Source organism: Stenotrophomonas acidaminiphila, assembly GCF_014109845.1.
Taxonomy (GTDB): domain Bacteria; phylum Pseudomonadota; class Gammaproteobacteria; order Xanthomonadales; family Xanthomonadaceae; genus Stenotrophomonas; species Stenotrophomonas acidaminiphila.
Window position 1 is genome coordinate 3,023,217 of sequence record NZ_CP043567.1, and the last position, 21,056, is coordinate 3,044,272.

Below are 21,056 nucleotides of genomic sequence, written 5' to 3' on the forward strand. Positions count from 1 at the left end.
GGCGCACTCGATTCCTTGATTGCAGTTTCCTCCGCGGGGCCGGGAAGAAACATATCGTGCGGGTATTTTCAGCGAGGACTTAAAGCGGCGAATGGCCGTGGCGCGGCGCGGTCAGGGCGCCGGCGCCAGCGACAGCCAGGTCAGCCGCCAGGCACCGTGCACGCGTCCACCGCAGCGGTAGTAAGGCTCGAACCGAAGCGGTGCGCGGCATTCCAGCTGCATCGTCAGCGGCGCGCCCTCGCCCGCGTCCTCGCCGACCTGCAACCATTGCGACGGGTCGCCCGCCGGCAGTTTCACCGTCTCGTCGGTCTTGTAGCCGTCGATCAGCGTGGTGGCGTAGACCAGCGGGCCGTAGGTCAGGCCGACGTACTCCCAGCGCAGCACTTCCTGCGCCACCGGCGAGCCATCCGGGGCACGCGACTCCTGGACGTTGAGGTTGGCCGCACGCTGCAGCTGCGGCTGCATCGGCAGCACCACGGCGATGCTGTCGCCGGCCTGCCATTGCCGCCGCAGCTGCACGAAGCCATCGGCGCCTGCCTGCACCGGCACCTCGATGCCGTTGACCCGGATGCGCGCATCCCCGGCCCAGGCCGGGATGCGCAGGCCGATGCCGAAGGTGGCGCGGTTTTCCGGCGTCACCCGCAGCGTGATCCGGCCGTCGAACGGATAGCGCGTCTGCTGCTGCAGCGTCACCGCGCCGGCCTCGGCGTGGTGCAGGGTCGCCTCCCCGGCGCCATACAGGTTGACCCGCAGGCTGCCGTCGGCGGTGGTGCCGTAGGCGACCTGCGGCAGTTCCTCCACCGCCATCGCACCGGAGGACTTGCAGCAGCGCCAGTAGGTGGTGTGCACCCGCCTGCCGTTGGGGAAGGTGTAGTAGCACCAGTCCTCGCCATCGGGCGCCATCGCCGCCAGCAGGTCGTTGTAGGCGGTGCGTTCGAGCTCGTCGGCATGGCGCGCATGCCCGGTGATCGCGAGCAGTTCGCGGTTCAACTGCATCCATGCCAGCACCGAGCAGGTCTCCACGTAGGCCTGCGGGAAGAACGTGCGCGGCGCGTTGAACACTTCGCGCGACCGGTGCGCCACCCCGCCCCACGGGCCGCCGCCCAGGGTGAGATGGTGGGTGCGGATGCTGTTCCACAGCGCATCGACGGCGACGCGGTATTCGTCCTTGCCGGTGGCCTTGTACAGCTTGGCCAGCCCGACCAGGTTCCAGCACAGCTGGTAGGCCTTGCCGGTGGCGATGAAGGCCGCGTCCTCGCCGGCCAGTGCCTTGTCGAGCAGGGCCAGGCGCGGGCTGGCGTTGGCCTGCTGCAGGATCTTCTCGGCCAGCGCCAGATAGCGGGGCTCGCCGGTGACCAGGTACAGGTCGGCGGCCGGGTCCAGCAGCACCGTGGCGGACATGCCATGGTGGTTGCCGAGCGTGGTGATGTCGATGCCCGATTCCAGCGCCTGCCAGCACAGGTCGGCAATGCGGCACGCGGCCTGCAGGTAGCGCACCTCGCCCAGCGCGCGCCAGGTTTCCAGGAAACCCAGGACCAGGTAGCTGTGGGTCCAGATGTCCCAGGTGCGCAGCGCCGGTTCGCCGTTCCAGCTTTCGGGCCTGGGCGGCTGCGGCACGGTGAAGCGGCGGTCGGCGGCGTAGTTGCCGAGGTAGCCGTCCTCGTCCTGCTGGCTGACCAGCCAGTCGGCCACGCGGCGCAGGTTGGCCTCCAGCTGCGGCTGCGCGCCCTGCGCCACCGCCCGGGCGGTGGCGGAGAGCCATTTGCCGGCATGCTCGCCGTACCAGTCGCCTTCCTGGTTCCGGCACTTGTGCGCCTGGCCGAAGATGCTGATCGACGGGCTGTCCTCATCGACGATGAAGTGGCTCAGCCGGCCGCCACGGTTGGCGGCCAGCATCTGCCCGAACAGGCCGTCGAGCCGTACCGCCGCCGGGCCCACCCACTGCTGGCCGCAGGCAATGGCCGCGCTCATGCCGCGTCCACCACGCAGCGGAAGCCGAGCATGCCGCTGCGGTCCTTGGCCGGCGCCATCAGCAGGTACTTGCCGTGCTGGTCAAGCCGGTATGCCTGCGGGAAATACCAGTGCGAGGTCTGCGGCTGGTAGCTGGAACCGCCGCGCAGGATCGCCGCGCGGGTATGGTCGTCGACGAACTCGTCGGTCCACTGCCACACGTTGCCGACCAGGTCCTCCACCCCGAACGGGCTGGCGCCGTCCGGGTGCGCGTCGACGTCGTCCGGCGGCAGGATGCGGCGGCCGCGGTTCACCCGCGGCACCCGGGCCGGGTCCCAGTCGTTGCCCCACGGATACAGCCGGCCATCGCTGCCCTGTGCGGCGTACTGCCATTCCCATTCGTGCGGCAGGCGCTTGCCGGCCCAGGCGGCATAGGCGCGCGCGTCTTCCAGCGATACCCAGGTCACCGGCTTGTTGTCCCAGCCGGCGCGCGGCGCAGCGTCCACCCAGTGGGCGAGGAAGTTGATGTCGTCGGCCGGGTGGTAACCGGTGGCGTCGATGAACGCCTTGAACTGCGCGTTGGTGACCGGGTGGCGGTCGATGTGGAACGCCGCCATCTGCATGCGCCGGCGGTGGTGGCGGCGTGGGCAGTCTTCCCAGGGGAACTGCACGTCCTGCCCGGCCCAGTTGAAGCCCTCGATCTCGACGCCGCCGACGGCGAACACGAATTCGCCGGCGGGAATGCTGACCATGCCGTCCGGCGCGACCGCCTGCGCCGCGGTCGGCGGGATCTCGCGCAGCTGCTGCGGGGCCGCCTTCCAGGCGCCGGAGTAGCTGTTGAGCGGCTGCCGGGCGCGCGTGGCGGCCGCGGCCATGAAGGCGTCGAAACCATCCACCACCACGCCCGGCTGCACGCTGAGTACCGCGCCGAAGCCGCGCGCCTCCATCGGCAGCTCGATCACCGCCACGCCGTCACGCACCACCGGCGACAGCTCCACGCCATGCCACACGTCGTAGTAGCGGGTGCCCTCCACGTGCGCCAGGCCGATCTGCTCGCCGTCGACCGGGTACTCGTTGCGGTTGACCAGGGTATGCAGGGTCAGGCCCTGGACCGGGAACCTGCTGGCGAAGATGCCGCCCTGGAAGCAGACCTGGTATGGCTCCCAGTCCAGCGACACCACCAGCTGCGGGAACTGGCGGTAGATCGCCGCGATGCGCCGCAGGGTCTCGCCGTCGCGCGGGGTGAACGCATTCCAGATGCCCCAGATGTTCTCCCACGCGTTGTAGCCGATGCCGTTGAAGAAGCAGTACTGCAGGTCGTGGTTGCGGTTGCGGCCCCAGCGGTTCTCGTAGTTGACCATGTGCCGGGGTTCCAGCCACTTCCACTTGGACACCGGCGGCACCGGGCCGTCCGGCGCCTTCTTGCCCCAGCTCTGCACGTTCCAGATCAGCTGCTCCTCGGAGCTGATGGTCGACTCCGGCTGCACCACCACCGGGGTGCCGTTGGCGTCGCACGCATCGAAGAACGCGCGCGGCACGCCGTTGAAGGTATCGCCGTTGATGCCGTCGGCGCCGGTGGCCTTGATGATCGCGGCCATGCCGTCCCAGTGCGTCACGCCCGGGTCGCGGGTGCCGTGGTCCCAAGGCTTGGCCGGCAGGAAGACGCGCACGCCGCGCTTCTGGAAAGCCTGCACAGCGGCCTTCAGGCCCTCGATGCCACCGGGCAGCGTGTGCGCCAGGTCGAACTGGTTGCGGTCGTCGATGCCGATGTTCGGATAGATGTACCAGATCAGCACCGAGTCCAGCCCGCCGAAGCGCGCGACCAGGTCGTCCAGGTAGCGGTCCACGGTGTACTGCGCGGTATCCACGTCGAAGAAGTAGCGGTCCTCGACCATCATCTGCGCATGCACGAAGTTGCGCTGCGCCCATTGCAGTTCCGGGCGCCGGTAGTTGGCGTCGGTGTAGCCGATGCGCACCAGGTGCTCGCGGCGCCAGTCCTTCAGTTCGGTCAGCCAGTCGGCGGCGCTGGCATTGGCGTCGATCATCCAGCTGCCGATGTCGGCGAACGGCCACGCCGGCGCCTTGCCCGGGGTGGGCAGGTAGCGGCCGGTGGTGACGTGGGAGAACTTGTATTCGGTGGTGATCGCCTCACGCCCGTGGTCGGCGGCTTCGTTGTCGTAATCGGGCGTGGTGTACGGCGTGGTCATGGCATTCATCCAACGGAAAGCGGAAAGGGTCAGAGCGCGCAGGCGGTCGCCAGCGCGGCATGGGCGGCGGCACCGGGGACGCGTGCGGTATCGGCCAGCATTGCGGCGACCTCGGCATGGTCGGGGATGCTGGACTGCGCACCCAGCCGGGTGCAGGCCAGCGCGGACGCGGCGCTGGCGCGGAGCAGCGCCTGTTGCAGCGTCTGGCCGCGCGCCAGCGATGCCACCAGCGTGCCGCAGAAGGTATCGCCGGCAGCGGTGGTGTCCACCGGCTCGATGGAAAATGCCGGCTGCAGCAGGATGTGGCCCTCGCTGCGCGCCAGGCAGCCGCGCGCGCCGAGGGTGACGATCACGCACGGCACCTGCAGTCGCGCCAGGCCGGTGGCCAGGTCCGGCGGGTGGCCGGCGACCACGTCCAGTTCGCCCTCGTTGACGATCAGCATGTCCAGTTGCGCCAGCAGCGCGGCCGGCAGCACCTGCGCCGGTGCGGCGTTGAGCGCCACCTTGATCCCGGCCGCGCGTGCGGTGCGTGCGTAAGCCAGCACGGCATCGAGCGGGGTTTCCAGCTGCAGCAGCAGCCACTGCACGCCGTCCAGCGGCGGCAGGTGCATCGGCTGCAGGGCCATGTTGGCGCCGGGCGCGACGGTGATGGCGTTCTCGGCATCGTCGGACAGGCAGATGAAGGCGGTGCCGGTCGGCAGCTGCGCGTCGCGCACCACATGCAGCCGCACCCCGGCGTCGCCCAGCGAGGCCTCGATCGGTCTGGCGAAATCGTCCTCGCCCAGGGCCAGCAGCATGCGGGTATCGGCGCCGCCGGCGCGCGCGCAGGCCACCGCCTGGTTGGCGCCCTTGCCACCGGGGAAGGTACGGAACTGGCGACCGAGCACGGTTTCTCCCGGCGCCGGCACATGCGCGGCGCGCACCACGAAATCGAGATTGGCCGAGCCGGCGACGAGGACGGTGGAGCTCATGGGATGGCCTGGTAGACGAGGTTGTAGAAGCGGGTCGAAGGCGACGCCAGCGGCCGTGGGCCGGCGGGCAGGTACTGCAGCATCAGGATCGCCACCAGTCGTTCCCGGCGGTCGATGGTGAAGTAGGTCGAGGCGGCGCCGGACCAGCCGAACTGCCCGGCACTGCCCAGCTTGCCGCGCGCGGCCGGGTCGACGACGACGTAGCCGCCGAGGCCGAAGCCTTCGCCGGGCGCCGGGCCACGCACGGCGGGTACGAAGCCGCCGAGCTGGTCGGCCATCATCAGGTCCACGGTCTTGCGCGCCAGCAGCCGGCGCCCGCCCGCACGGCCATCGTCGCGGAGCATGCGCGCGAATGCCAGGTAGTCGGCGGCCGTGGAGTACAGGCCGCCGGCACCGCTGTCATAGCCCTTCAGGCGCACGCCGGGGCTGAGCGCGCTGGGCGTGCCGGCCACGCGCAGGCGGCCATCGTCGGTGCCGGTCGGCAGCTCCACCACGCGCCCGCGCTGTGCGACGGGCACGACGAAACCGGTATCGCGCATCGCCAGCGGATCGAAGATGCGGTGTTGCAGGAACTGCGCGAACGGCTGCCCGCTCACGACTTCCACCACCCGCGCCAGCAGTTCGGTGTTGCTGCCTTCGTAATGGAAATGGGTACCGGGCGCATCGGCCAGCGGCAGCGTCGCCAGACGTGCGGCTACGTCCTCCAGCGACGTGGCCGCATCGATGCCGGCGGCATCCAGCAGCCCGGTCGCGACCGGGTGCGCGGCCGAGTCCGCCGCCAGCCCGCTGGTATGGGTCAGCAGGTGGCGCAGGGTGATCGCCCGCGGCGAAGGCGCCAGTTGCGGATGCCGCGCGTCACCGCCGACCACGACCTGGCGGTCTGCGAATGCCGGCAGGTAACGCGACAGCGGATCGTCCAGCGCCAGCCGCCCCTCCTCCATCAGCATCAGCACCGCGACCGAGGTCACCGGCTTGGTCATCGAGTAGATGCGGAAAATGGCGTCTTCGCGCAGCGGCCGGGTGCCCGCGCTGTCGGCATGGCCCCAGTGGCCATGGAAAACGATGCGGCCGCGGTGCTCGACCAGCGCCACCGCGCCGGGGAAGCGACCGCTGCCGGTACTGTCCTGGAGGAAACCGTCCAGCCGCTGCCAGCGGTCATCGTCGCGGGCGCCGGCCGGGGCGATGCAGGCGGCCGCGAGCATCCAGCAAAGCAGCCAGCGCGCTGGCGATCGCCATGCCGGGTATGCTGCGGTGCCGGTTGTGGATGCCGTGGAGTGCATGCTGCGGTTCCGTATGGCCCGGCCGTGCAGGCGCGGGAGGGAGCGGGGCGTGCGTTGGCGCCGGGTGCGCTTTGCCGGGACCAGCCTAGACGCAGGGCGCGCCGGTGCAAAGGGAACTCCGCTTGCTTCAGGCCACACCGATCCCGGGGTGATGGCGGCAGCGCCGGGTCCTGCAAACGAAAGCGGCGCCCCGGAGAACCGGGACGCCGCTGGGGGTGAAACGATCAGAACTTGATGCTGTGGCTCAGCGAGACCATGCGACCACGGCCGGACCAGTAGTTCTGCCAACCGGGCAACTGCGACCAGCTCAGGATGTACTGCTTGTCGAACAGGTTCTCGATGCCCAGCGACAGCTTGCCGTAGCGGCCGGTGTCGTAGTTCACCACCAGGTCGAACAGCACGTAGCCTTCGGTCTTCTCCGCGTTGGTATACACCGCGCCATCGCTCGGGCGGGTGTGGGTGGCGCGCAGGTCGCGGTCGAGCAGCTTGGTCGCGCCGAGGGTGACATTGGCCTCGGGCAGGAAGTTCCAGGCCACCGAGGCGCCGATCTTGTCCGGGTTGATGTCCAGCACGCCCATCTTCTTGATCAGGCCCGAGCCCGGGTAGTACTCGGTGGTGCCGCGGATGCGCGAATACAGCGCCGTCACCTTCCAGGCATCGCTGAAGCGCCACTCGCCGTTGGCCTCGAAGCCCTTGATGCGGGTCGGTGCGCGGCTGAGGATGAAGTCATTGCTGCGCGGATCGATGGCCAGCGAGGTGCCGAACTCGGAGCGGCTGTCGTAGTAGGACATGCCCAGCGCGCCGCGGTCGCCGCGCCAGTTGAACCCGTACTCGCGGTTGTCGACGATGATCGCCTGCAGGTCGGAGATGCGGTCCACCGACTGCCCCGGCACGTTGATGTTGCGCAGCGGGATGCCGATGTTGGGCAGGCCGAAGCCCTCGCCGTAGGACGCGAACACCGACAGCTCGTCGGTCACGCGCCAGATCGCACCGAGGTTCTTCATGTTCTCGGCGTACTTGAGCCCCCCGCCCTGCACGAACACGCCGTTGCGGTAGGCGGTGGTGGTGTAGCTGTCGACCTTGAGCTCGCCGTCTTCGCGGCGCAGGCCGCCGCTGACGGTCACCGGGCCGATGTCCCAGGTCAGCTGCGCATACGGCGCGGTGCTGGTGTACTTCATCGGCGGCACCCACAGGCGGTTGGTCAGCGCCAGCCGCTGCGCGGCCTCGTCCTTGACCAGGTCCACGCCGGCACGCAGCTGCAGCCCTTCCAGGCCGAATATGTCGCCGCGGGTCCACGAGCTGCGCAGGCCCTGCTTCTTCGAGGTGATCTCGGACTGGTCGTAGATGCGCTGGCTTTCGTCGAAGCCGGCGCCGACCTTGACCAGCTGCTTGTCGTCACCGTTCTCCGGCAGGTAGCGCATGGCCTGGTCGGCCCAGTAGTAGTCGGCCACCAGGGTGCCGCCGAACAGGTCGCCGTTGCTGTAGTTCAGCGCGAACTGCTTGAAATCGTTGAATTCGGCCAGCGAGCCGGCGATGGCGCCACGCTCGGAGGTATTGGTGGTCGGCACCGGGCACGACACCGGGTCGTAGCGGCAGCCTTCGACCTGGTGGTAGTTGGCCTTGCCGTCGATCTTGAAGCGGCTGTAGCTGGCCTGCAGGCGCTGCGCGCCGGATTCGCCGAAGTTGTAGCCGGCCTTCAGGAACAGGTTGCGGGCCTCCGAGTCGGAGGTCGAGCCGCTGGTGTTCATGCCGATGCGGCGGCCATTGCCGTCGTAGGAGATGCCGCGGTCGATGTACGAGGCGCTCAGCAGCGCATCCACGTCATCGCCCTTGTAGGCATGGTTCACGCCCAGCTTCCAGCCGGCGCTGTCGTCGCCGAACTGGGTGGAGTAGCGCGAGATCACTTCCGTCTCGTGGCCTTCGACGGTCGGCACCTTGGAGATGTAGTTGATGATGCCGCCGGCCGCGCCGATGCCTTCGGAAGCGGACGGGCCGTTGATCACCTCGATGCGTCCCACCACGCCCATGTCGGTGAAGGTGCCGTTGCGGTTGCCTTCGCGCAGCGGCGAGCCCTGCGGGATGCCGTCGAACAGGCGCAGCGCGATGCGGCCGCGCAGGGTTTCGCCGGTGTTGCTCATGGCCTGCGAGGACTCGGCGTAGCCGGGGACGGTGCGGGCCAGCACCGCGGTCGCGTCTTCGGTCAGGCTCAGCGTGCGCTGCACTTCTTCCCTGGACACCAGGGTGATGGCGCCGGGAATCTTGTCGATGGCGGTGGCGGTGCGGGTACCGGTGACGATCACCTGGTCCAGGTCGACGGCCTTGTCCTGGTTCTTGTCCTGGGCGTCCTGCGCCCAGGCGGCACCGTTCATGCCGGCGAGCAGGGCCATGCCGATGGCGGCCGTAAGTGGCTTGATCATTGATTCTCTCCCCCCGAAGTGGATTGCGGCACCGACGACCGGGGAGTCGCACGTGCCGGATATCGCGTCCGGGCTCGCGCCCGTCGGGCCGGGGTGGAGGACGATCCTCTACGGGATCTGGTCACGCACCGGCCGGTCTTGGCCGAAGACTAGGTGCGACTTCATGACGATAGAAGCGCGCAATCGTATGTTCACTGCCTAGGATTTGTTGCGGATCGTGCCGGTCGCGGGCGTGCGGCAAAGGCGCCCGGGCCGCGCCGGCAGGCGCGACTAGGCCCTGCCGGGCAACAGTTCGGCGCGGCCTTCTTCCAGCAGCGCGTTGACCTGGCGGATGCGTACCGACGAACGCGACCAGACCATGCCGATGCGACGCGGCTCGCACGGCTCGGGCAGCGGCAGCCGCGCCACCGCCAGCCCTTCGGGCCATGGCCGCGCCCAGTCGGGCACCAGCGACACTCCCAGGCCACGGTCCACCATCACCGCGATGGCGTTGAGCGCGTTGAGCTCGAAACGCTCGCGCGGCACGATGCCCACGCGGCGCAGGTACTCGTCGGCCTGGCGCCCGCCCCATTCATGGCGGTCATAGCGGATCAGCGGTTCGTCGCGCAGCAGGTCGTGCGGGTCGCGCGCGGCCAGCCGCGCCGGTGCCAGCACCACCATCGGCTCTTCGCGCAGCAGCTGCCAGTCGCAGGTCTTGGGCAGCGAGAACGGCGCCTGCAGTACCATCGCCGCGTCCAGGTCGCCGGCTTCCACCGCGCCGTACAGGTCGGCCGAATAGCCGGGACGGATGAATACGTTGATCTCGGGAAACTTGGCCACCATCCGCGCCAGGATGTCCGGCACCAGCCCGGCCAGCGCGGTCGGGCAGGCCCCCAGCCGCAGTTCGCCGGCCATGCCGCTCTCGTTGGCCACGCTGCGCAGGTCGGACACGTCGCGCAGCAGGTCGCGCGCACGCTGCAGGATGCGCGCACCCTCGGCGGTGACGCTGACGGTGCGCCCGGCGCGCGCGATCAGCGGCGCGCCGAGCTCGCGTTCCAGCGTGCGGATCTGCTGCGCCACCGCCGCCGGGGTGATGTGCAGCATGCGCGCCGCCGCGGCCATCGAGCCGCGATCGACCACGGTGACGAACGTGTTGAGGAACTGGGTTTCCACGACTATGCCCTCTGGATCCGGGGCAACGCTACAGCAGGCCACGGCGCGCGGCATCCGACCAACGTCACGGTCGCGCGCCGGCCGTTCACGTGGCGTCCTGGCGGTAGATGGTCAGGCCCTTGAGCGAGCGCGCCGGCGCCGGGAAGCACAGGCTGGCGAGGTAGCCGATCACGATGCACAGCAGGATCGAGATGCCCAGGTAGAAGTACGGGTGCACCAGGTCCAGCGACCATGCCACCAGGGTCAGCGCGATGCTGCCGGCGATGCCGATGGCCACGCCCGGCGAGTTGGCGCGGCGGGTGAACATGCCCAGCGTGTAGGCACCGGCGAAGCCGCCGCCGAGCAGGCCGGCCAGTTCGATCGAGACGTCGAACAGCGAGTGGATGTCATAGCGCGAGAGCACCAGCGCCAGGCCCATGCCGGCCAGGCCGACGACCACGGTCATGATCTCGGCGAAGCGCACGCTGCCGCGTTCGGTCGGGTTCTTCGCCAGCTTGTCGTAGAAGTCCACCGACAGCAGCGTCGCCACGCTGTTGATGATGCTCGACAGCGTGGACATGGCCGCGGCGAAGATGCCGGCGATGATCAGGCCGGTGACGCCCGGCGGCAGTTCGGCGGCGATGAACAGCGGGAACGTCGCGTCGATCGGCAGCAGCGGGTCCAGCCGGCCCGGGTTGTGCTTGTAGTACATCCACAGCGCGGTGCCGATGCTGTAGAAGATGAAGCCGCCGGGGATCATGATCGCGGCGAAGATCCAGATCGAACGCCCGGCCTCCTTGTCCGACTTGGTCGCCAGCGTGCGCTGCATCAGCACCTGGTCCTTGGGGAAGGTCAACACCACGTCGAACACCACCAGGAAGATGAAGCCCCACACCGTGGCCTTGGTCAGGTCGAAACTGAAGTCCAGCAGCTTGGTCTTGTGCTCGGCCATCGCCGCTTCGCGGATGCCGTCGAAATCGGCGCCCAGGGTCCACACGATGAAACCGATGGCGAAGATCGCGCCGCCCATCTTCACGAACACCTGCACGAAATCGGTCCACACCACCGCGCGCATGCCGCCCATCACCGTGTAGATGATGGTGAACACGCCCATGATCAGGATGCTCCAGACCACGTCGATGCCGGTGATGGTGGCAATCGCCAGCGCCGGCAGGAACAGGATCACGCTCAGCCGGCTGCCGACCTGCATGGCGATGGCCAGGGCGCTGGCGAGCATGCGGATGGCCGGGTGGAAGCGGGTCTCCAGGTAGGAGAACACGCTCATCAGGTCCAGCCGCCGCAGCAGCGGCACGATCCACACCGCCACGAACATCAGCCCCAGCACCGCCACCAGGTTGTTGGTCAGGTACTGCCAGTTGGTCTCATAGGCCTTGGCCGGGATGGCGATGAAGCTGATCGAGCTGGTGTTGGTGGCATACAGGCTGATGCCGGCGGCCCAGAACGGGATGCTGCGGCCGCCGACGAAGAACTCCGATTCCGACGCGGTCTGGTCCTTCAGGTAGAAGTACACGCCGATGCCGATCATGCCGGCCAGGTAGATGACGATCACGCTCCAGTCCAGCCACCCGAGCAGGTGCTTGCCGCCCTGCACCTCGGCGTAGTGCATGCCACCGTCGGCGCCGGCCCAGGCCAGGCCGTTGCCGCGCGCGGCGATCGCCAGCGGCGCCGCGTCGGCCGGCATGGCCGGTGCGTCGAGCGTGGCCCAGGCACTGGTGATGGTGTGGAAGGTGCGCAGGCCGATGCCGTTGGCATCGCGCACCAGCATCAGCAGGTGCGCCTGGCCGAGCGCGCGCAGCGAGCCGGGCAGGATGTGACCCGCCGGCGCCGGCGCTTCCTGCCAGCCGTTATCCGCGGTCCAGCGCCACAGCGCGTCGCCGGTGGCATCGCCGACGACCGCGTACAGGCCACCCTTCTGGCCCTGCAGCGCCACCAGGCGCCCGGCGGCAGGCCACGCCGGCTGCGCCTGCCAGCCGCCCCCCTCGACCGCCAGCGCGTGCCGATACAGGTGCATCGAACCGTCGGCACCGGTACCGGCCACGTACAGCACGTCCCCGAGCGCGGTGACCTGCGCCTGGCGCAGCGTCGCCGGCAGCGCCAGCGTGCGCCCCAGCGACAGCGTATTGCCCTGCAGGCGGGCGCTCTGCAGGCGGTCGCTGCTGTCGCTGTCGCCGCCGCGCAGCAACCAGGCCTGGCCACCGGCGTTGACCGCCATGCGGATGTCGGCGCCGGCCCCGGCCGGCGCCAGCGCCAGCGGCTGCCAGGTCTTGCCGTCGCCGGCCAGTGCCCAGGCTCCATCGACGGACAGCGCCAGGTCACGCCCATCGACCACCAGCAGCCGTGGCTGGGTGGCCTCCGCCGGCAATGGCGCCAGCGTGCCGGACGCGACGCTGGTCAGGTTGTCCGCCGCCGCGGTTCCGCCCAGCGCCAGCAGCGTCGCTGCAGTGAACAGGCGCAACCCGCGCAGCAGGCGTCGGGACAGGGAGGAGGCGTGCGCTACTGCGGGTATCGGCATCGATGTGGCTCGGCAGGGCATGGGAATCAGGACGCGGCGGGCGCGCGGCGGGCGGCGCCGGCCAGCAGTGCTTCGGCGCGACGCAGGAAAGGCAGGTCGATCATGCGTCCCTCGAACAGGAACGCGCCGCGTCCCTGGGCAGCGGCATCCGCGGCGGCAGCGACGATACGGCAAGCCTCGTCGAGCGCCGCATCGGACGCGCCGAATACCTCGTTGGCCAGTCCGACCTGGCGCGGGTGGATGCAGCTCTTGCCGATGAAGCCCAGCGTGTGGGCCAGCCTGGCCTCGGCGCGGAAGCCATCGTCGTCGCCGACATCGGGGAAGGCGCCATCGCAGGCGAACACGCCCGCTTCGGCAGCCGCCATGCGCAGCGCGAACAGGGTGGCGTGGACATTGGCGGCGGTGCGGGCGATGCCGTGCGGCGCGAACAGATCGCCCAACCCGAGCTGCAGCCCGGCCACGCGCGGATGCGCGGCGGCCAGCGCGGGGGCCATGCGCAGGCCGCATGGCGTTTCGATATTGAGCAGCAGGCCGATGGGGCGGGTGACGCCGTTGGCGGCCTCCGCGCGCTCCAGCGACGCGACCGCCGCGTGCACCTGCGCCACCGTTTCGACCTTGGGGAGGTTGAGCAGCCACACCGACTGCAGCGCCACCGCTGCAACGTCGGCAGCGAAATGGGGCGTGTCGGTACCGTTGCTGCGCACGATCAGCAGGCGGCCGCTGTCCGCGACCCCTGGCCGGGAGAGGAAGCCGGCGACCTGCGCACGTGCGGCGGCCTTGCCCGCCTCGGGGACCGAGTCCTCCAGGTCGAATGACAGGACATCGGCCGCGCCGGCCATCGCCTTGTCGAACAGTTCCGGGCGTGCGCCGGGCACGAACAGCTTGCTACGCATGGTTTCCCCTCATCCTGCGGGGCAGTCTGCGCGATTCGGAACGCTGAAAAATGTGTATCCCCGGACATTCACGCGATAGCGTTTGTTTGCATTGCCGCCCCGCCCCGGTGGCCCGGCGCGGCGCCAGAACGTGGAATCGCAACGGAAATCGCTGCGCGGAACCCCACCCTGCCCAACGCCCGCCAGCCACGCCAGGAACCATGACCGCTCTGCCCTGTCGCGGACGCGGCCGGCACGGGCAAAACCGGGCTGGCGCCCCGTGTCCACGGATACGTCCGCGGAAGCCGGGGCCACCCTGTTCGCAGGCCCGGGACCTGCCCCGACGCGGTGCTGCCGGCGCCCCGGTCAACAAGGCGCACGGAAAACATGCCGACGCGCCCGCCCGGCTTCGGCGGCGGGCAGAAGCGGGCGACCACCGGCACTGTCGACGGCGGTCACTGCCAACCCGCATGGGCTCGCCAACCAGGAGACAGGGCATCGGCAAGGACGCCCGCACGCCATGCGGGCTGCGGGCTGTGCACGCCCCGGTCACCACCGGGATCCGGCCGGGCGGCACGCGCCTCCCAGGCCGCCTGCCCACTGCCTACCACCACTCCTCGGCCCCCGGCACCCCGGCGACCGCCACGTACACTGACGAACAACGAGCAAAGAAAAACCCCTGGTTTCCCAGGGGTTTCGTGACTTCCCGGGAAATCCCGGCATCTCAATATGGTGGAGGTGGGCGGAATTGAACCGCCGTCCGAAGGCACTCCATCCCCGGCACTACATGCTTAGCTCGCCGTTGTATCTCGCCCCGGAACAGCACGGCGCGCAAAGCGCATCCCGGAACCAGCCCGCTTTATCTAGCTTGGGGCTGACGGGCAGCCACCCCATGCGATTCCGTGATGATGACCCTACGCAGCGAGCACGGACACAAGCTGTTTCGGGGCTTAGGCCTTAAGCGGCCAGAGCGTAGTTGTCGTCGTTGGCAACTATGAGTTGTGCAGCTGGATTTACGAGGAAAGCTACCCCCTCGGCATGCGCCAAGCGACTTCACAACCCCCGTCGAAACCAGTGCACCCCCGATTTCTTCAAGAATTCTTCCGTCCTGATCGCCCGGATCCACGATGCGGTCCGGTCGATGCTCGACAGTAGCCATGGTACGCGATGCGGCGTGATGCGTCACCTGCACGCGACCGGGCGGACATCTTCCAGTCATGCGCCCTGCCCGCCCAATCCAGGGGCGCGGCACGAACAGATCCCCTGAAACGAAAAACGTCCGCAAACCCTGGGTTTGCAGACGTTTTTCAACTGGCGGAGTGAGAGGCCGATTCGGCCTTCCCTAGCATTCTCTGCGAGGCTCAAAACCCAGCAGTATCAAGGCCTGCGACTCCGCACCCTTATCCTGCCTTCTCATACAATCCCGGCCCGAAACATGGGGCAGATGATGGGGCAGATTCGATGGCTCGACCGATCCACCGCCTGAGTGCCCGGGCGGTTCAGACCCTGACCAAGCAAGGCTACCACGCGGACGGCGGCGGCCTGTACCTGCTCATCGGCCCGACCGGAGCAAAGTCCTGGGTGTTGCGCTACCAGCGCGCCGGCAGGCGTCGCGAGATGGGGCTGGGATCAGCGGCCGTCGTGTCGCTGGCAGAAGCCAGGCAGGCGACCGTGGCCCAGCGCAAGCTGCTGGTGACCGGAGACGACCCCATCGCTACCCGGCGGGCCGCCAAGTCCGCCGGCGCGACGTTTGGTGAGGCGGCGGATGCCTACATCGCCGCGCACCGTTCCGGCTGGAAGAACGACGCCCAGGCCGAACAGTGGATCCAGTCCCTGAGGGACTACGGCCCGGCCCGAGCCACGCCGGTGGCCGAGGTCGACACCCAGATGGTGATGGCCTGCCTGCGCCCGATCTGGGAGAAGAAGACGGTCACGGCCACCCGCGTTCGCGGCCGCATCGAGCGGGTTCTGGACTGGGCCAAGGTCCATGGCATGCGTGAAGGCGAGAACCCGGCCAGATGGCGGGGGCACCTGCAGAACCTCCTGCCCAAGCCGTCCAAGGTCACCAAGGGGCGGCACCACGCGGCCATGCCCTATACCGAGGTGCCGGCATTCATGGCCACGCTCGCCGAGCGGGACGCCAGATCCAGGCGTGCGCTCCGCTTCACGATCCTCACCGCCGCCCGAACTGAGGAAGTGGTCGGGGCGCAGTGGTCTGAGTTCGACCTGGACTCCGCGGTCTGGACGATCCCTGCAGGCCGGATGAAGGGCGGTCGGGAACACTCGGTGCCGCTGACATCGGCCGCGTTGGCGATCCTGAAGCCACTGAGCCGGAAGGAGCCGCCCTTCCGGCTGTCGGAGAACGCCATGCTGTACCTGGTCCAAAAGCCGGCACCGAAGGGCTTGGAGCTCCCCTTCACCGTCCACGGTTTCCGTTCCACCTTCCGCGACTGGGCGGCCGAGACGACCGAGACGCCGAACGAAGTGGTCGAGATGGCTCTGGCCCATGCGATCCGGAACAAGGCCGAGGCTGCCTATCGGCGCGGCGCACTTCTAGACCGGCGGCGCGTCCTGATGGAAGCACGGGCCACGTTCTGCGGCTACTAACGCCGGTGCCGCTCCTGCACCATCTGCAGGAAATCGGTGCACCCAGCGACCTAGATACTGTGCTACGAGAACCACCTTGCCAGTGTTTCCTTGGCCTTAGTTACATGCACATCTTTGATGTTGGCCGCGGTGGTGGCGAGTGCGGCAGCCAGAACAGCGACATCGTCGCTATACCCGACGACAGGCGCAACATCTGGGATCACATCCAAAGGAAGGATGAAATACCCCAGCGCAGAATAGATGACGGCCTTGGCCCAAGCGGGAGTTTCCGGATCTTGAGCGGCGTAATACATCTTCAAAGCGGGCTCCATCGCAGACTTGCCTGCGCTCTTGGCATGGCTCTTCGCCTTATCCCAAAAGCTCGCATCTGAATAAGCTGATTGGTAATTATCTGAAGACATTGAAACCCCCTGTTGAAATAAACGGCATCGACCAGACTCAAAACTGACGACAGAGCCACGAAACGAATCCTATCCGATCAGCGATTGTCGCCGCCACAGCCCCCACTTGCCCATATGAGTTTGCCGGGATGCCACGCCTGCTTCTTGGTCGATGCGTCCATGGCCTGCAGTTTGGCAGGCGCCAATCGCACCAAGCGAGAAGCAAGCCCCCCCGCTGACTGGCGCCAACACCATCTGCGTAGCGCTTCGGCAAAAGCAGCGCTATGATCGGGCTTGCGCCAGAAATGAGTGGCGCAGTAACGCGGACACCAGCAAGGCGACCTTGCGTCTGCGAACGCTTGCCCGGGATACCCGGGCTGCCTCCTGCGGAGCCACGGCACGGGCTACCAGGACTCTTCACCTCAAGAGTCCGAACCCATGCCGACCAAAATATCGACACTCCGCGTATTAGCGTTCAATCGCCAGAATGGCAGTTGCTACTATTGCAAGCAGCCCATGTGGAATGGCGCCCATCTCAAGGCATTCGCTGCAATTGCTTCCATCGGTAAACGCCAAGCTAAGGAGCGACGGTGCACCGCTGAGCACCTACAGGCTAGGTGCGATGGCGGTTCGAATTCCAGAGGAAACATCGCGGCAGCATGTTGGTACTGCAATCAGCAACGCCACCGCCTTCCGGTTCCACCCGACTCCAAGGCGTATGCCGAATATGTCCAACGGGAAGTCTTGGCGGGCCGCTGGCGAACCGTCAGGCATGGTCATGCAACTTCATAGGGCAGCCCAGGGCGGCCGCCTTGGCATACAGGACACTTCCGAAGATGGATATCGCTGCCGTTTGCACCATAGATCTCGCCGCACTCTTGGCAGTGCATGACATAGACCGATTGACCATGATCCGTGCCAGGCAGGCCAGTGGCACGGATGTTCTTCTGCTTGTTCCCGTTCGTGAACCCGATACTCGTAGTTCCCTTGCCCGGTCTGGCCATGCGCCTCCCCCCCATTGGATGGGTAGCTAGTGTAGGCGAACCGCTATCGGTCGGACCTAGCCGACGCTAGGCGTCAGCTGCCCCCGCGTCCATGCGGGAGCCCGACGGGGTTGGCCATCCGCTATCCAGATCGTACTGCGCGGCGGCTTCGATCGAAGCGATGGCGTCGATCGCTTCGTGATGCGCACGCTCAGCGCTGAAGCACGCCTGCACATGGGTGGTGATCGCGTCGGCGATGCCCTGAAGATCGGCCAGGGTGAGTGTCACCCAACCACTCTCCGCCTTGAAATCAAGCGTGGCCGGCGCACCGATCAAGGCGGTGGCGATCCGGTTCTGGTCCTCGATGCCGGTCAGCACCCGCACCCCGCCGACCGTGATGCCGCCGGTCTCTCGCTCCCAGCGCAGCGCGGTGGCGCGTTCGCGAAGCCGGCGTTTCGCCTCCGCCAGGTCCTCGGTGCTGACCTGCGCAGGGTGCACCAGCACGCCATCGACCAGAAGCCAGCCTGGGCCGGCGCTCCCGGCCTCCATCACGTGGTCGTAGCCCGGCAGCGCCTGCGCGAACGCAAGCTCTGCCTCGATGACGTTGGCGACCCATCCGCCACGGATCAGCGCGATGCGACTCATGGCACAGTGTCCCAGTACTGATACTCCACTCGACCGGAACCGCCGGCGCCGGCCGATGTTCCAGCAGTTCCCCCACTCCCGATGGCGTGCGTGTAGGTGGCTCCGGGGGTAAGAGAGAGGGTCTTTTTGGCCACCCCGCCCCCGCATCCACCTCGTGACGTGGCGCCAGGGTTTCCCCCACCTCCGTCACCGGTGCCAGCGGCGGCATTGGTGGCGCTCAACCCACTGCCGGCAGCCGTCCAGTTGCCCACGCCGCCACCGTTGCCGTAGCCCATGACGCCGCGCTGCGCAGGAGCGCCGCCTGACGTTGCATTGGCCGTGCCTTGGTATGCGCCGATTCCACCGCCGCGGCCAGGCCGGTTGGCCGCGCCACCCTCGGCTTCCAGGAGCACGTTACCGAGGGCATCCGAGATGGTGGTGTTGCCACCGGTGCCGCCATTGGTGTGCCCGCCGCTACCGCCCCCAACGGCCAGTGCATCTACCGCCGGAAGCGCGGTTGCCGGCAGTGTGAACGTGCCGCTGGTCGTGCCCACGTACGTCTTGGGGTACAGCGGCCGGTGCGGCAGAAAGTCACCCATTGGGAGCTGCACGCTCTGGCCGTTGATGCGGACCAACGGGCGACGCTCGGCCATTTACAGCACCACGTAGTCGTAGTCGTCCGTGACCAGCTCCGTGGCGCTCTTGGCCATGCCCAGCTTCTGGTCGATCTTGCCGGTGTTGCCGGCGTCGGCCGCGTCCAGGGGCACTGCGATGACGCCCCCGGCAGTGCCCAGGTAGTAGTTGGTCCCCACGGCCAGGCCGGTGAGTGCGTCGTTGACCGAGTCGAGCGGGTAGCCCGTCCCCTCCGCATCCGCGGCGATGGACTCGCGCACGAAGCCGTGGGCCGGGCGCGCGTTGGAGTTGTCAGCCAGGCGCGCCTTGAGAACCCCGCCGTCGGAGAAGCGGTTGTAGAACTTGCCGGCGCCGATCGCCTCGCTGGCGGTGATCGGCTCGCTGGGATCTGCGCCCGGGTCGTACATCGACGGATCCAGCTTGCCGTCGCTGCCCAGGGCCGGGATCTTGCCGGCATCGCCAGCACCAGCCGACGCGGTGATCGGCGTGTACTGCTTGGTCTCGCCGGCGTTCCGATAGAGGACCTTGTCCACCATTTGCTTGCTCCTATGCCAGCTTCACTGGCTCATCGAAAGTGAGGTTCAGGCGGGTCGGCGCAGGGGCGTACCCGACCACGATTTCCCAGCCGGTGGTCGGCGGGGCCTGGGTGAGCGCGCCGTTGGGCCCGGCGAACACGAATCCGGGGGACCAGGACCAGCCAGCGTCATCGATCGATCCGCCGGCCTTGATGCTGATCGCGGCGCCTGCATCGCCCGCGGTGATCGAGATGCCCAGCATCCCGGCGACCGACGCCGCGTCAGTGGGATCCAGGTGGCGGACGCCATCGGCGCCCTCCGAGACCAGCCGCAGGGCCGATACCGTGGCCGCAGCAGGGCGAACCAGAGGTGCCAGCGAGACGACCGGATCACCGGCGGCGCCGTCGGCGTTCTCGACCTGGATGCCCTCGCCGGCAGCGATCGATCGCTGGTGCCAGGTCCCATCGCTCCCGCGCACGGCCAGGCCCGCCCCCACCAGAGCGGCCAGCTTCTGCAGGTTCGCCGGCACCTCGCGGACAAGCCTCCAGACGGTCGACGCGATGCCGCCCGTGGAGCCACCGGTACTGCTGCCCGAGCTCCCGCCGGCCTGGCCGCCGGAGTTGCGGACTTGCGACTCCTGCACCAGCGAGCCGTCCGGCCAGCGCAGATCCTTGCCGACGGTCGCCCCGTTGGTGCCATCGCCCCCGACCCGGACGACGCGCCCGAGCTGGTCCTTCAGCTTGATCTTGGTGCCGGCCATCACTGCGCCACGTAGGCCCGGATTACGGCCTGGCAGGCCGCGAGCTGGTCGTCGGCGTCTCGGCCGGCTCGAACAACAGCCCCCGCAAATTCCGCTCGGCGCTCGGCGGCCGCATCACGTTCGCGGGCGGCGGTACTGGCGTCGGACAGACGCTGGGTTTCGCAGCTCGCCCAGCCGTCGCGCAGCCGGAGATTGCCAGCACGCAGGTCAGCAACAACAGCATCAGCGACGGCCGGGGCCGCGGCGCGGGCTTGCTCATGGGTCTCTCCGATGGTGGCCAGGGTGTCGGCCTGCTGGTGCTCGGCGCTGCGAGCGGTTTCTACGGCCTTGGTCTCGGCCTGGGCCTGCTTGGTGGCCTGCCGGCTCTGGGCCAGGTCGGCGGAGCGGTCGCGCCATTCCCAGCCCGCCCAGAAGGACAGCCCGACGAGCAGGGCGGCGGCAGCGGCGTAGACCCGGTTCACTGCGGCCCCTCGCACATCGCGCGCTCATCGCCCCGCCGCAGGGTCAGCCCACGGAGCTCGCGGCCGCCTGCCTTGTTCCATCGGTCGAGCTCCGCACACGCCCCTGGCCAGTCGTTGGCTTGGGCCTTGCGCTGAAGGGTCGAGCCGCAGACGACCTTCGGGCCCAGGTTGAAGGCCGCACTCGTCAGGGCCGCCTCGACATGCCGCAGCATCGGCACGCCCATGCACCGGCGGACGTACCCGTTCGCCTCAGCCATGTCCTGGGCCAGCAGCGCGTCGCACTCGGCACGGGTATATCGCTTGCCGGCCTGCACGGTCTTGGTGTGCCCGTAGCAGACCGTCAGCACCCCGACGCTGTCACGGTAGGGCTCGTAGCGGACGCCCTCCCACTTCTGGATCAGCGGCGCAGCCAGGGCCAAGACACCCGCAAGCGCCACCGCGGCGACGCCTCCGCCAACCGCCTTGGTCTTGGCGTCAGTCATCGGAGTCCCCCTGCACCGGATCGAACCGGCGGCCGGAGAGCATCAGCTTGTGCAGCTCACTCTTCCGGCGGTTGTCCAGGACCTTGAAGTAGACCTGCACCAGCAGGCCCAGGAAGGCGATGAAGAGGCCGCCGAACGCAGCAATTTCGTTCGCCGTCAGCCCGCCGAAGAACGCAACGCCGCCGCCATAGGCGACCTTCTGCGCCACCGCCGCAATAGTTGCTTCCGCCGCCTGATCTTTCATGCCCTG

The 21,056-nt window shown here is 68.4% G+C and carries 17 protein-coding genes and 1 other RNA gene; 2 read left to right on the forward strand and 16 right to left on the reverse strand.

Annotated elements, in window-relative coordinates; translation table 11 throughout:
- Positions 1–111: 111 nt before the first annotated feature.
- The 9 genes from F0P95_RS13785 to ssrA all read right to left on the reverse strand — a co-directional run bounded on the left by F0P95_RS13785 (position 112) and on the right by ssrA (position 14,445).
- Positions 112–1,971 carry a glycoside hydrolase family 127 protein gene (locus F0P95_RS13785; protein WP_182334706.1) on the reverse strand — a complete coding sequence of 620 codons (1,860 nt, stop codon included), beginning with the start codon at positions 1,969–1,971 and terminating at the stop codon, positions 112–114.
- Positions 1,968–4,157 carry a formylglycine-generating enzyme family protein gene (locus F0P95_RS13790; RefSeq protein WP_182334707.1) on the reverse strand — a complete coding sequence of 730 codons (2,190 nt, stop codon included), beginning with the start codon at positions 4,155–4,157 and terminating at the stop codon, positions 1,968–1,970. The genes F0P95_RS13785 and F0P95_RS13790 overlap by 4 nt, the downstream gene beginning before the upstream one ends.
- Before the next feature lie 29 nt (positions 4,158–4,186).
- Complete coding sequence (locus F0P95_RS13795; RefSeq protein ID WP_182334708.1) at positions 4,187–5,128, reverse strand: ribokinase; 942 nt, start codon at positions 5,126–5,128, stop codon at positions 4,187–4,189.
- On the reverse strand, positions 5,125–6,330 hold the full coding sequence (locus F0P95_RS13800; protein ID WP_182334709.1) for a serine hydrolase domain-containing protein: 1,206 nt from the start codon (positions 6,328–6,330) through the stop codon (positions 5,125–5,127). Before F0P95_RS13800 ends, F0P95_RS13795 begins: the two co-directional genes overlap by 4 nt.
- Before the next feature lie 302 nt (positions 6,331–6,632).
- Positions 6,633–8,825 carry a TonB-dependent receptor gene (locus tag F0P95_RS13805; RefSeq protein WP_182334710.1) on the reverse strand — a complete coding sequence of 731 codons (2,193 nt, stop codon included), beginning with the start codon at positions 8,823–8,825 and terminating at the stop codon, positions 6,633–6,635.
- A 270-nt stretch (positions 8,826–9,095) separates the two neighbouring features.
- On the reverse strand, positions 9,096–9,977 hold the full coding sequence (locus F0P95_RS13810; protein WP_152984982.1) for a LysR family transcriptional regulator: 882 nt from the start codon (positions 9,975–9,977) through the stop codon (positions 9,096–9,098).
- 85 nt (positions 9,978–10,062) lie between these two features.
- Positions 10,063–12,489 carry a sodium:solute symporter family protein gene (locus F0P95_RS13815; RefSeq protein ID WP_182334711.1) on the reverse strand — a complete coding sequence of 809 codons (2,427 nt, stop codon included), beginning with the start codon at positions 12,487–12,489 and terminating at the stop codon, positions 10,063–10,065.
- Positions 12,490–12,515: 26 nt separating this feature from the next.
- A complete protein-coding gene (locus F0P95_RS13820; protein ID WP_182334712.1) occupies positions 12,516–13,382 on the reverse strand; it encodes an HpcH/HpaI aldolase/citrate lyase family protein in 867 nt (288 codons plus the stop codon).
- Between the two features lie 709 nt (positions 13,383–14,091).
- Positions 14,092–14,445: a transfer-messenger RNA gene (gene ssrA, locus F0P95_RS13825) on the reverse strand.
- A 377-nt stretch (positions 14,446–14,822) separates the two neighbouring features.
- Between ssrA and F0P95_RS13830 the strand changes: the two genes are divergently transcribed.
- Positions 14,823–15,968: a tyrosine-type recombinase/integrase gene (locus tag F0P95_RS13830; RefSeq protein WP_182334713.1), complete on the forward strand. Its 1,146-nt coding sequence runs from the start codon at positions 14,823–14,825 to the stop codon at positions 15,966–15,968.
- Positions 15,969–16,030: 62 nt separating this feature from the next.
- Here the strand turns inward: F0P95_RS13830 and F0P95_RS13835 are convergent, their stop codons facing one another.
- Complete coding sequence (locus F0P95_RS13835) at positions 16,031–16,369, reverse strand: YkvA family protein (protein ID WP_182334714.1); 339 nt, start codon at positions 16,367–16,369, stop codon at positions 16,031–16,033.
- Between the two features lie 495 nt (positions 16,370–16,864).
- Between F0P95_RS13835 and F0P95_RS17835 the strand changes: the two genes are divergently transcribed.
- Positions 16,865–17,140, forward strand: coding sequence for an HNH endonuclease (locus tag F0P95_RS17835; protein WP_425515938.1), 276 nt, complete (start codon positions 16,865–16,867; stop codon positions 17,138–17,140).
- A gap of 278 nt (positions 17,141–17,418) precedes the next feature.
- Here the strand turns inward: F0P95_RS17835 and F0P95_RS13845 are convergent, their stop codons facing one another.
- The 6 genes from F0P95_RS13845 to F0P95_RS13870 form a co-directional block, all read right to left on the reverse strand.
- Entirely contained in the window at positions 17,419–17,976 is a 558-nt protein-coding gene (locus tag F0P95_RS13845; RefSeq protein WP_182334716.1) for a DUF4376 domain-containing protein, read from the reverse strand.
- Between the two features lie 632 nt (positions 17,977–18,608).
- Positions 18,609–19,124 (reverse strand): hypothetical protein, encoded by a 516-nt coding sequence (locus F0P95_RS13850; RefSeq protein WP_182334717.1) that lies wholly within the window; start codon positions 19,122–19,124, stop codon positions 18,609–18,611.
- Positions 19,125–19,134: 10 nt separating this feature from the next.
- On the reverse strand, positions 19,135–19,863 hold the full coding sequence (locus tag F0P95_RS13855) for a hypothetical protein (protein ID WP_182334718.1): 729 nt from the start codon (positions 19,861–19,863) through the stop codon (positions 19,135–19,137).
- The gene (locus F0P95_RS13860) at positions 19,863–20,324 is read right to left on the reverse strand and encodes a hypothetical protein (protein ID WP_182334719.1); all 462 of its coding nucleotides are present in this window, start codon (positions 20,322–20,324) and stop codon (positions 19,863–19,865) included. The genes F0P95_RS13855 and F0P95_RS13860 overlap by 1 nt, the downstream gene beginning before the upstream one ends.
- The gene (locus F0P95_RS13865) at positions 20,321–20,806 is read right to left on the reverse strand and encodes a lysozyme (RefSeq protein WP_182334720.1); all 486 of its coding nucleotides are present in this window, start codon (positions 20,804–20,806) and stop codon (positions 20,321–20,323) included. The genes F0P95_RS13860 and F0P95_RS13865 overlap by 4 nt, the downstream gene beginning before the upstream one ends.
- A complete protein-coding gene (locus tag F0P95_RS13870) occupies positions 20,799–21,050 on the reverse strand; it encodes a holin (protein ID WP_182334721.1) in 252 nt (83 codons plus the stop codon). Before F0P95_RS13870 ends, F0P95_RS13865 begins: the two co-directional genes overlap by 8 nt.
- Between the last annotated feature and the right edge of the window lie 6 nt (positions 21,051–21,056).

What these genes read in the sequence shown, in the direction of transcription:
- F0P95_RS13785 (WP_182334706.1), bottom strand. Translation starts at nt 1,971, where the DNA reads ATGAGCGCGGCCATTGCCTGCGGCCAGCAGTGGGTGGGCCCGGCGGCG.
- F0P95_RS13790 (WP_182334707.1), bottom strand. Translation starts at nt 4,157, where the DNA reads ATGACCACGCCGTACACCACGCCCGATTACGACAACGAAGCCGCCGAC.
- F0P95_RS13795 (WP_182334708.1), bottom strand. Translation starts at nt 5,128, where the DNA reads ATGAGCTCCACCGTCCTCGTCGCCGGCTCGGCCAATCTCGATTTCGTG.
- F0P95_RS13800 (WP_182334709.1), bottom strand. Translation starts at nt 6,330, where the DNA reads ATGCTCGCGGCCGCCTGCATCGCCCCGGCCGGCGCCCGCGACGATGAC.
- F0P95_RS13805 (WP_182334710.1), bottom strand. Translation starts at nt 8,825, where the DNA reads ATGATCAAGCCACTTACGGCCGCCATCGGCATGGCCCTGCTCGCCGGC.
- F0P95_RS13815 (WP_182334711.1), bottom strand. Translation starts at nt 12,489, where the DNA reads ATGCCGATACCCGCAGTAGCGCACGCCTCCTCCCTGTCCCGACGCCTG.
- F0P95_RS13820 (WP_182334712.1), bottom strand. Translation starts at nt 13,382, where the DNA reads ATGCGTAGCAAGCTGTTCGTGCCCGGCGCACGCCCGGAACTGTTCGAC.
- F0P95_RS13830 (WP_182334713.1), top strand. Translation starts at nt 14,823, where the DNA reads ATGGCTCGACCGATCCACCGCCTGAGTGCCCGGGCGGTTCAGACCCTG.
- F0P95_RS13835 (WP_182334714.1), bottom strand. Translation starts at nt 16,369, where the DNA reads ATGTCTTCAGATAATTACCAATCAGCTTATTCAGATGCGAGCTTTTGG.
- F0P95_RS17835 (WP_425515938.1), top strand. Translation starts at nt 16,865, where the DNA reads ATGTGGAATGGCGCCCATCTCAAGGCATTCGCTGCAATTGCTTCCATC.
- F0P95_RS13845 (WP_182334716.1), bottom strand. Translation starts at nt 17,976, where the DNA reads ATGAGTCGCATCGCGCTGATCCGTGGCGGATGGGTCGCCAACGTCATC.
- F0P95_RS13850 (WP_182334717.1), bottom strand. Translation starts at nt 19,124, where the DNA reads ATGGTGGACAAGGTCCTCTATCGGAACGCCGGCGAGACCAAGCAGTAC.
- F0P95_RS13855 (WP_182334718.1), bottom strand. Translation starts at nt 19,863, where the DNA reads ATGGCCGGCACCAAGATCAAGCTGAAGGACCAGCTCGGGCGCGTCGTC.
- F0P95_RS13865 (WP_182334720.1), bottom strand. Translation starts at nt 20,806, where the DNA reads ATGACTGACGCCAAGACCAAGGCGGTTGGCGGAGGCGTCGCCGCGGTG.
- F0P95_RS13870 (WP_182334721.1), bottom strand. Translation starts at nt 21,050, where the DNA reads ATGAAAGATCAGGCGGCGGAAGCAACTATTGCGGCGGTGGCGCAGAAG.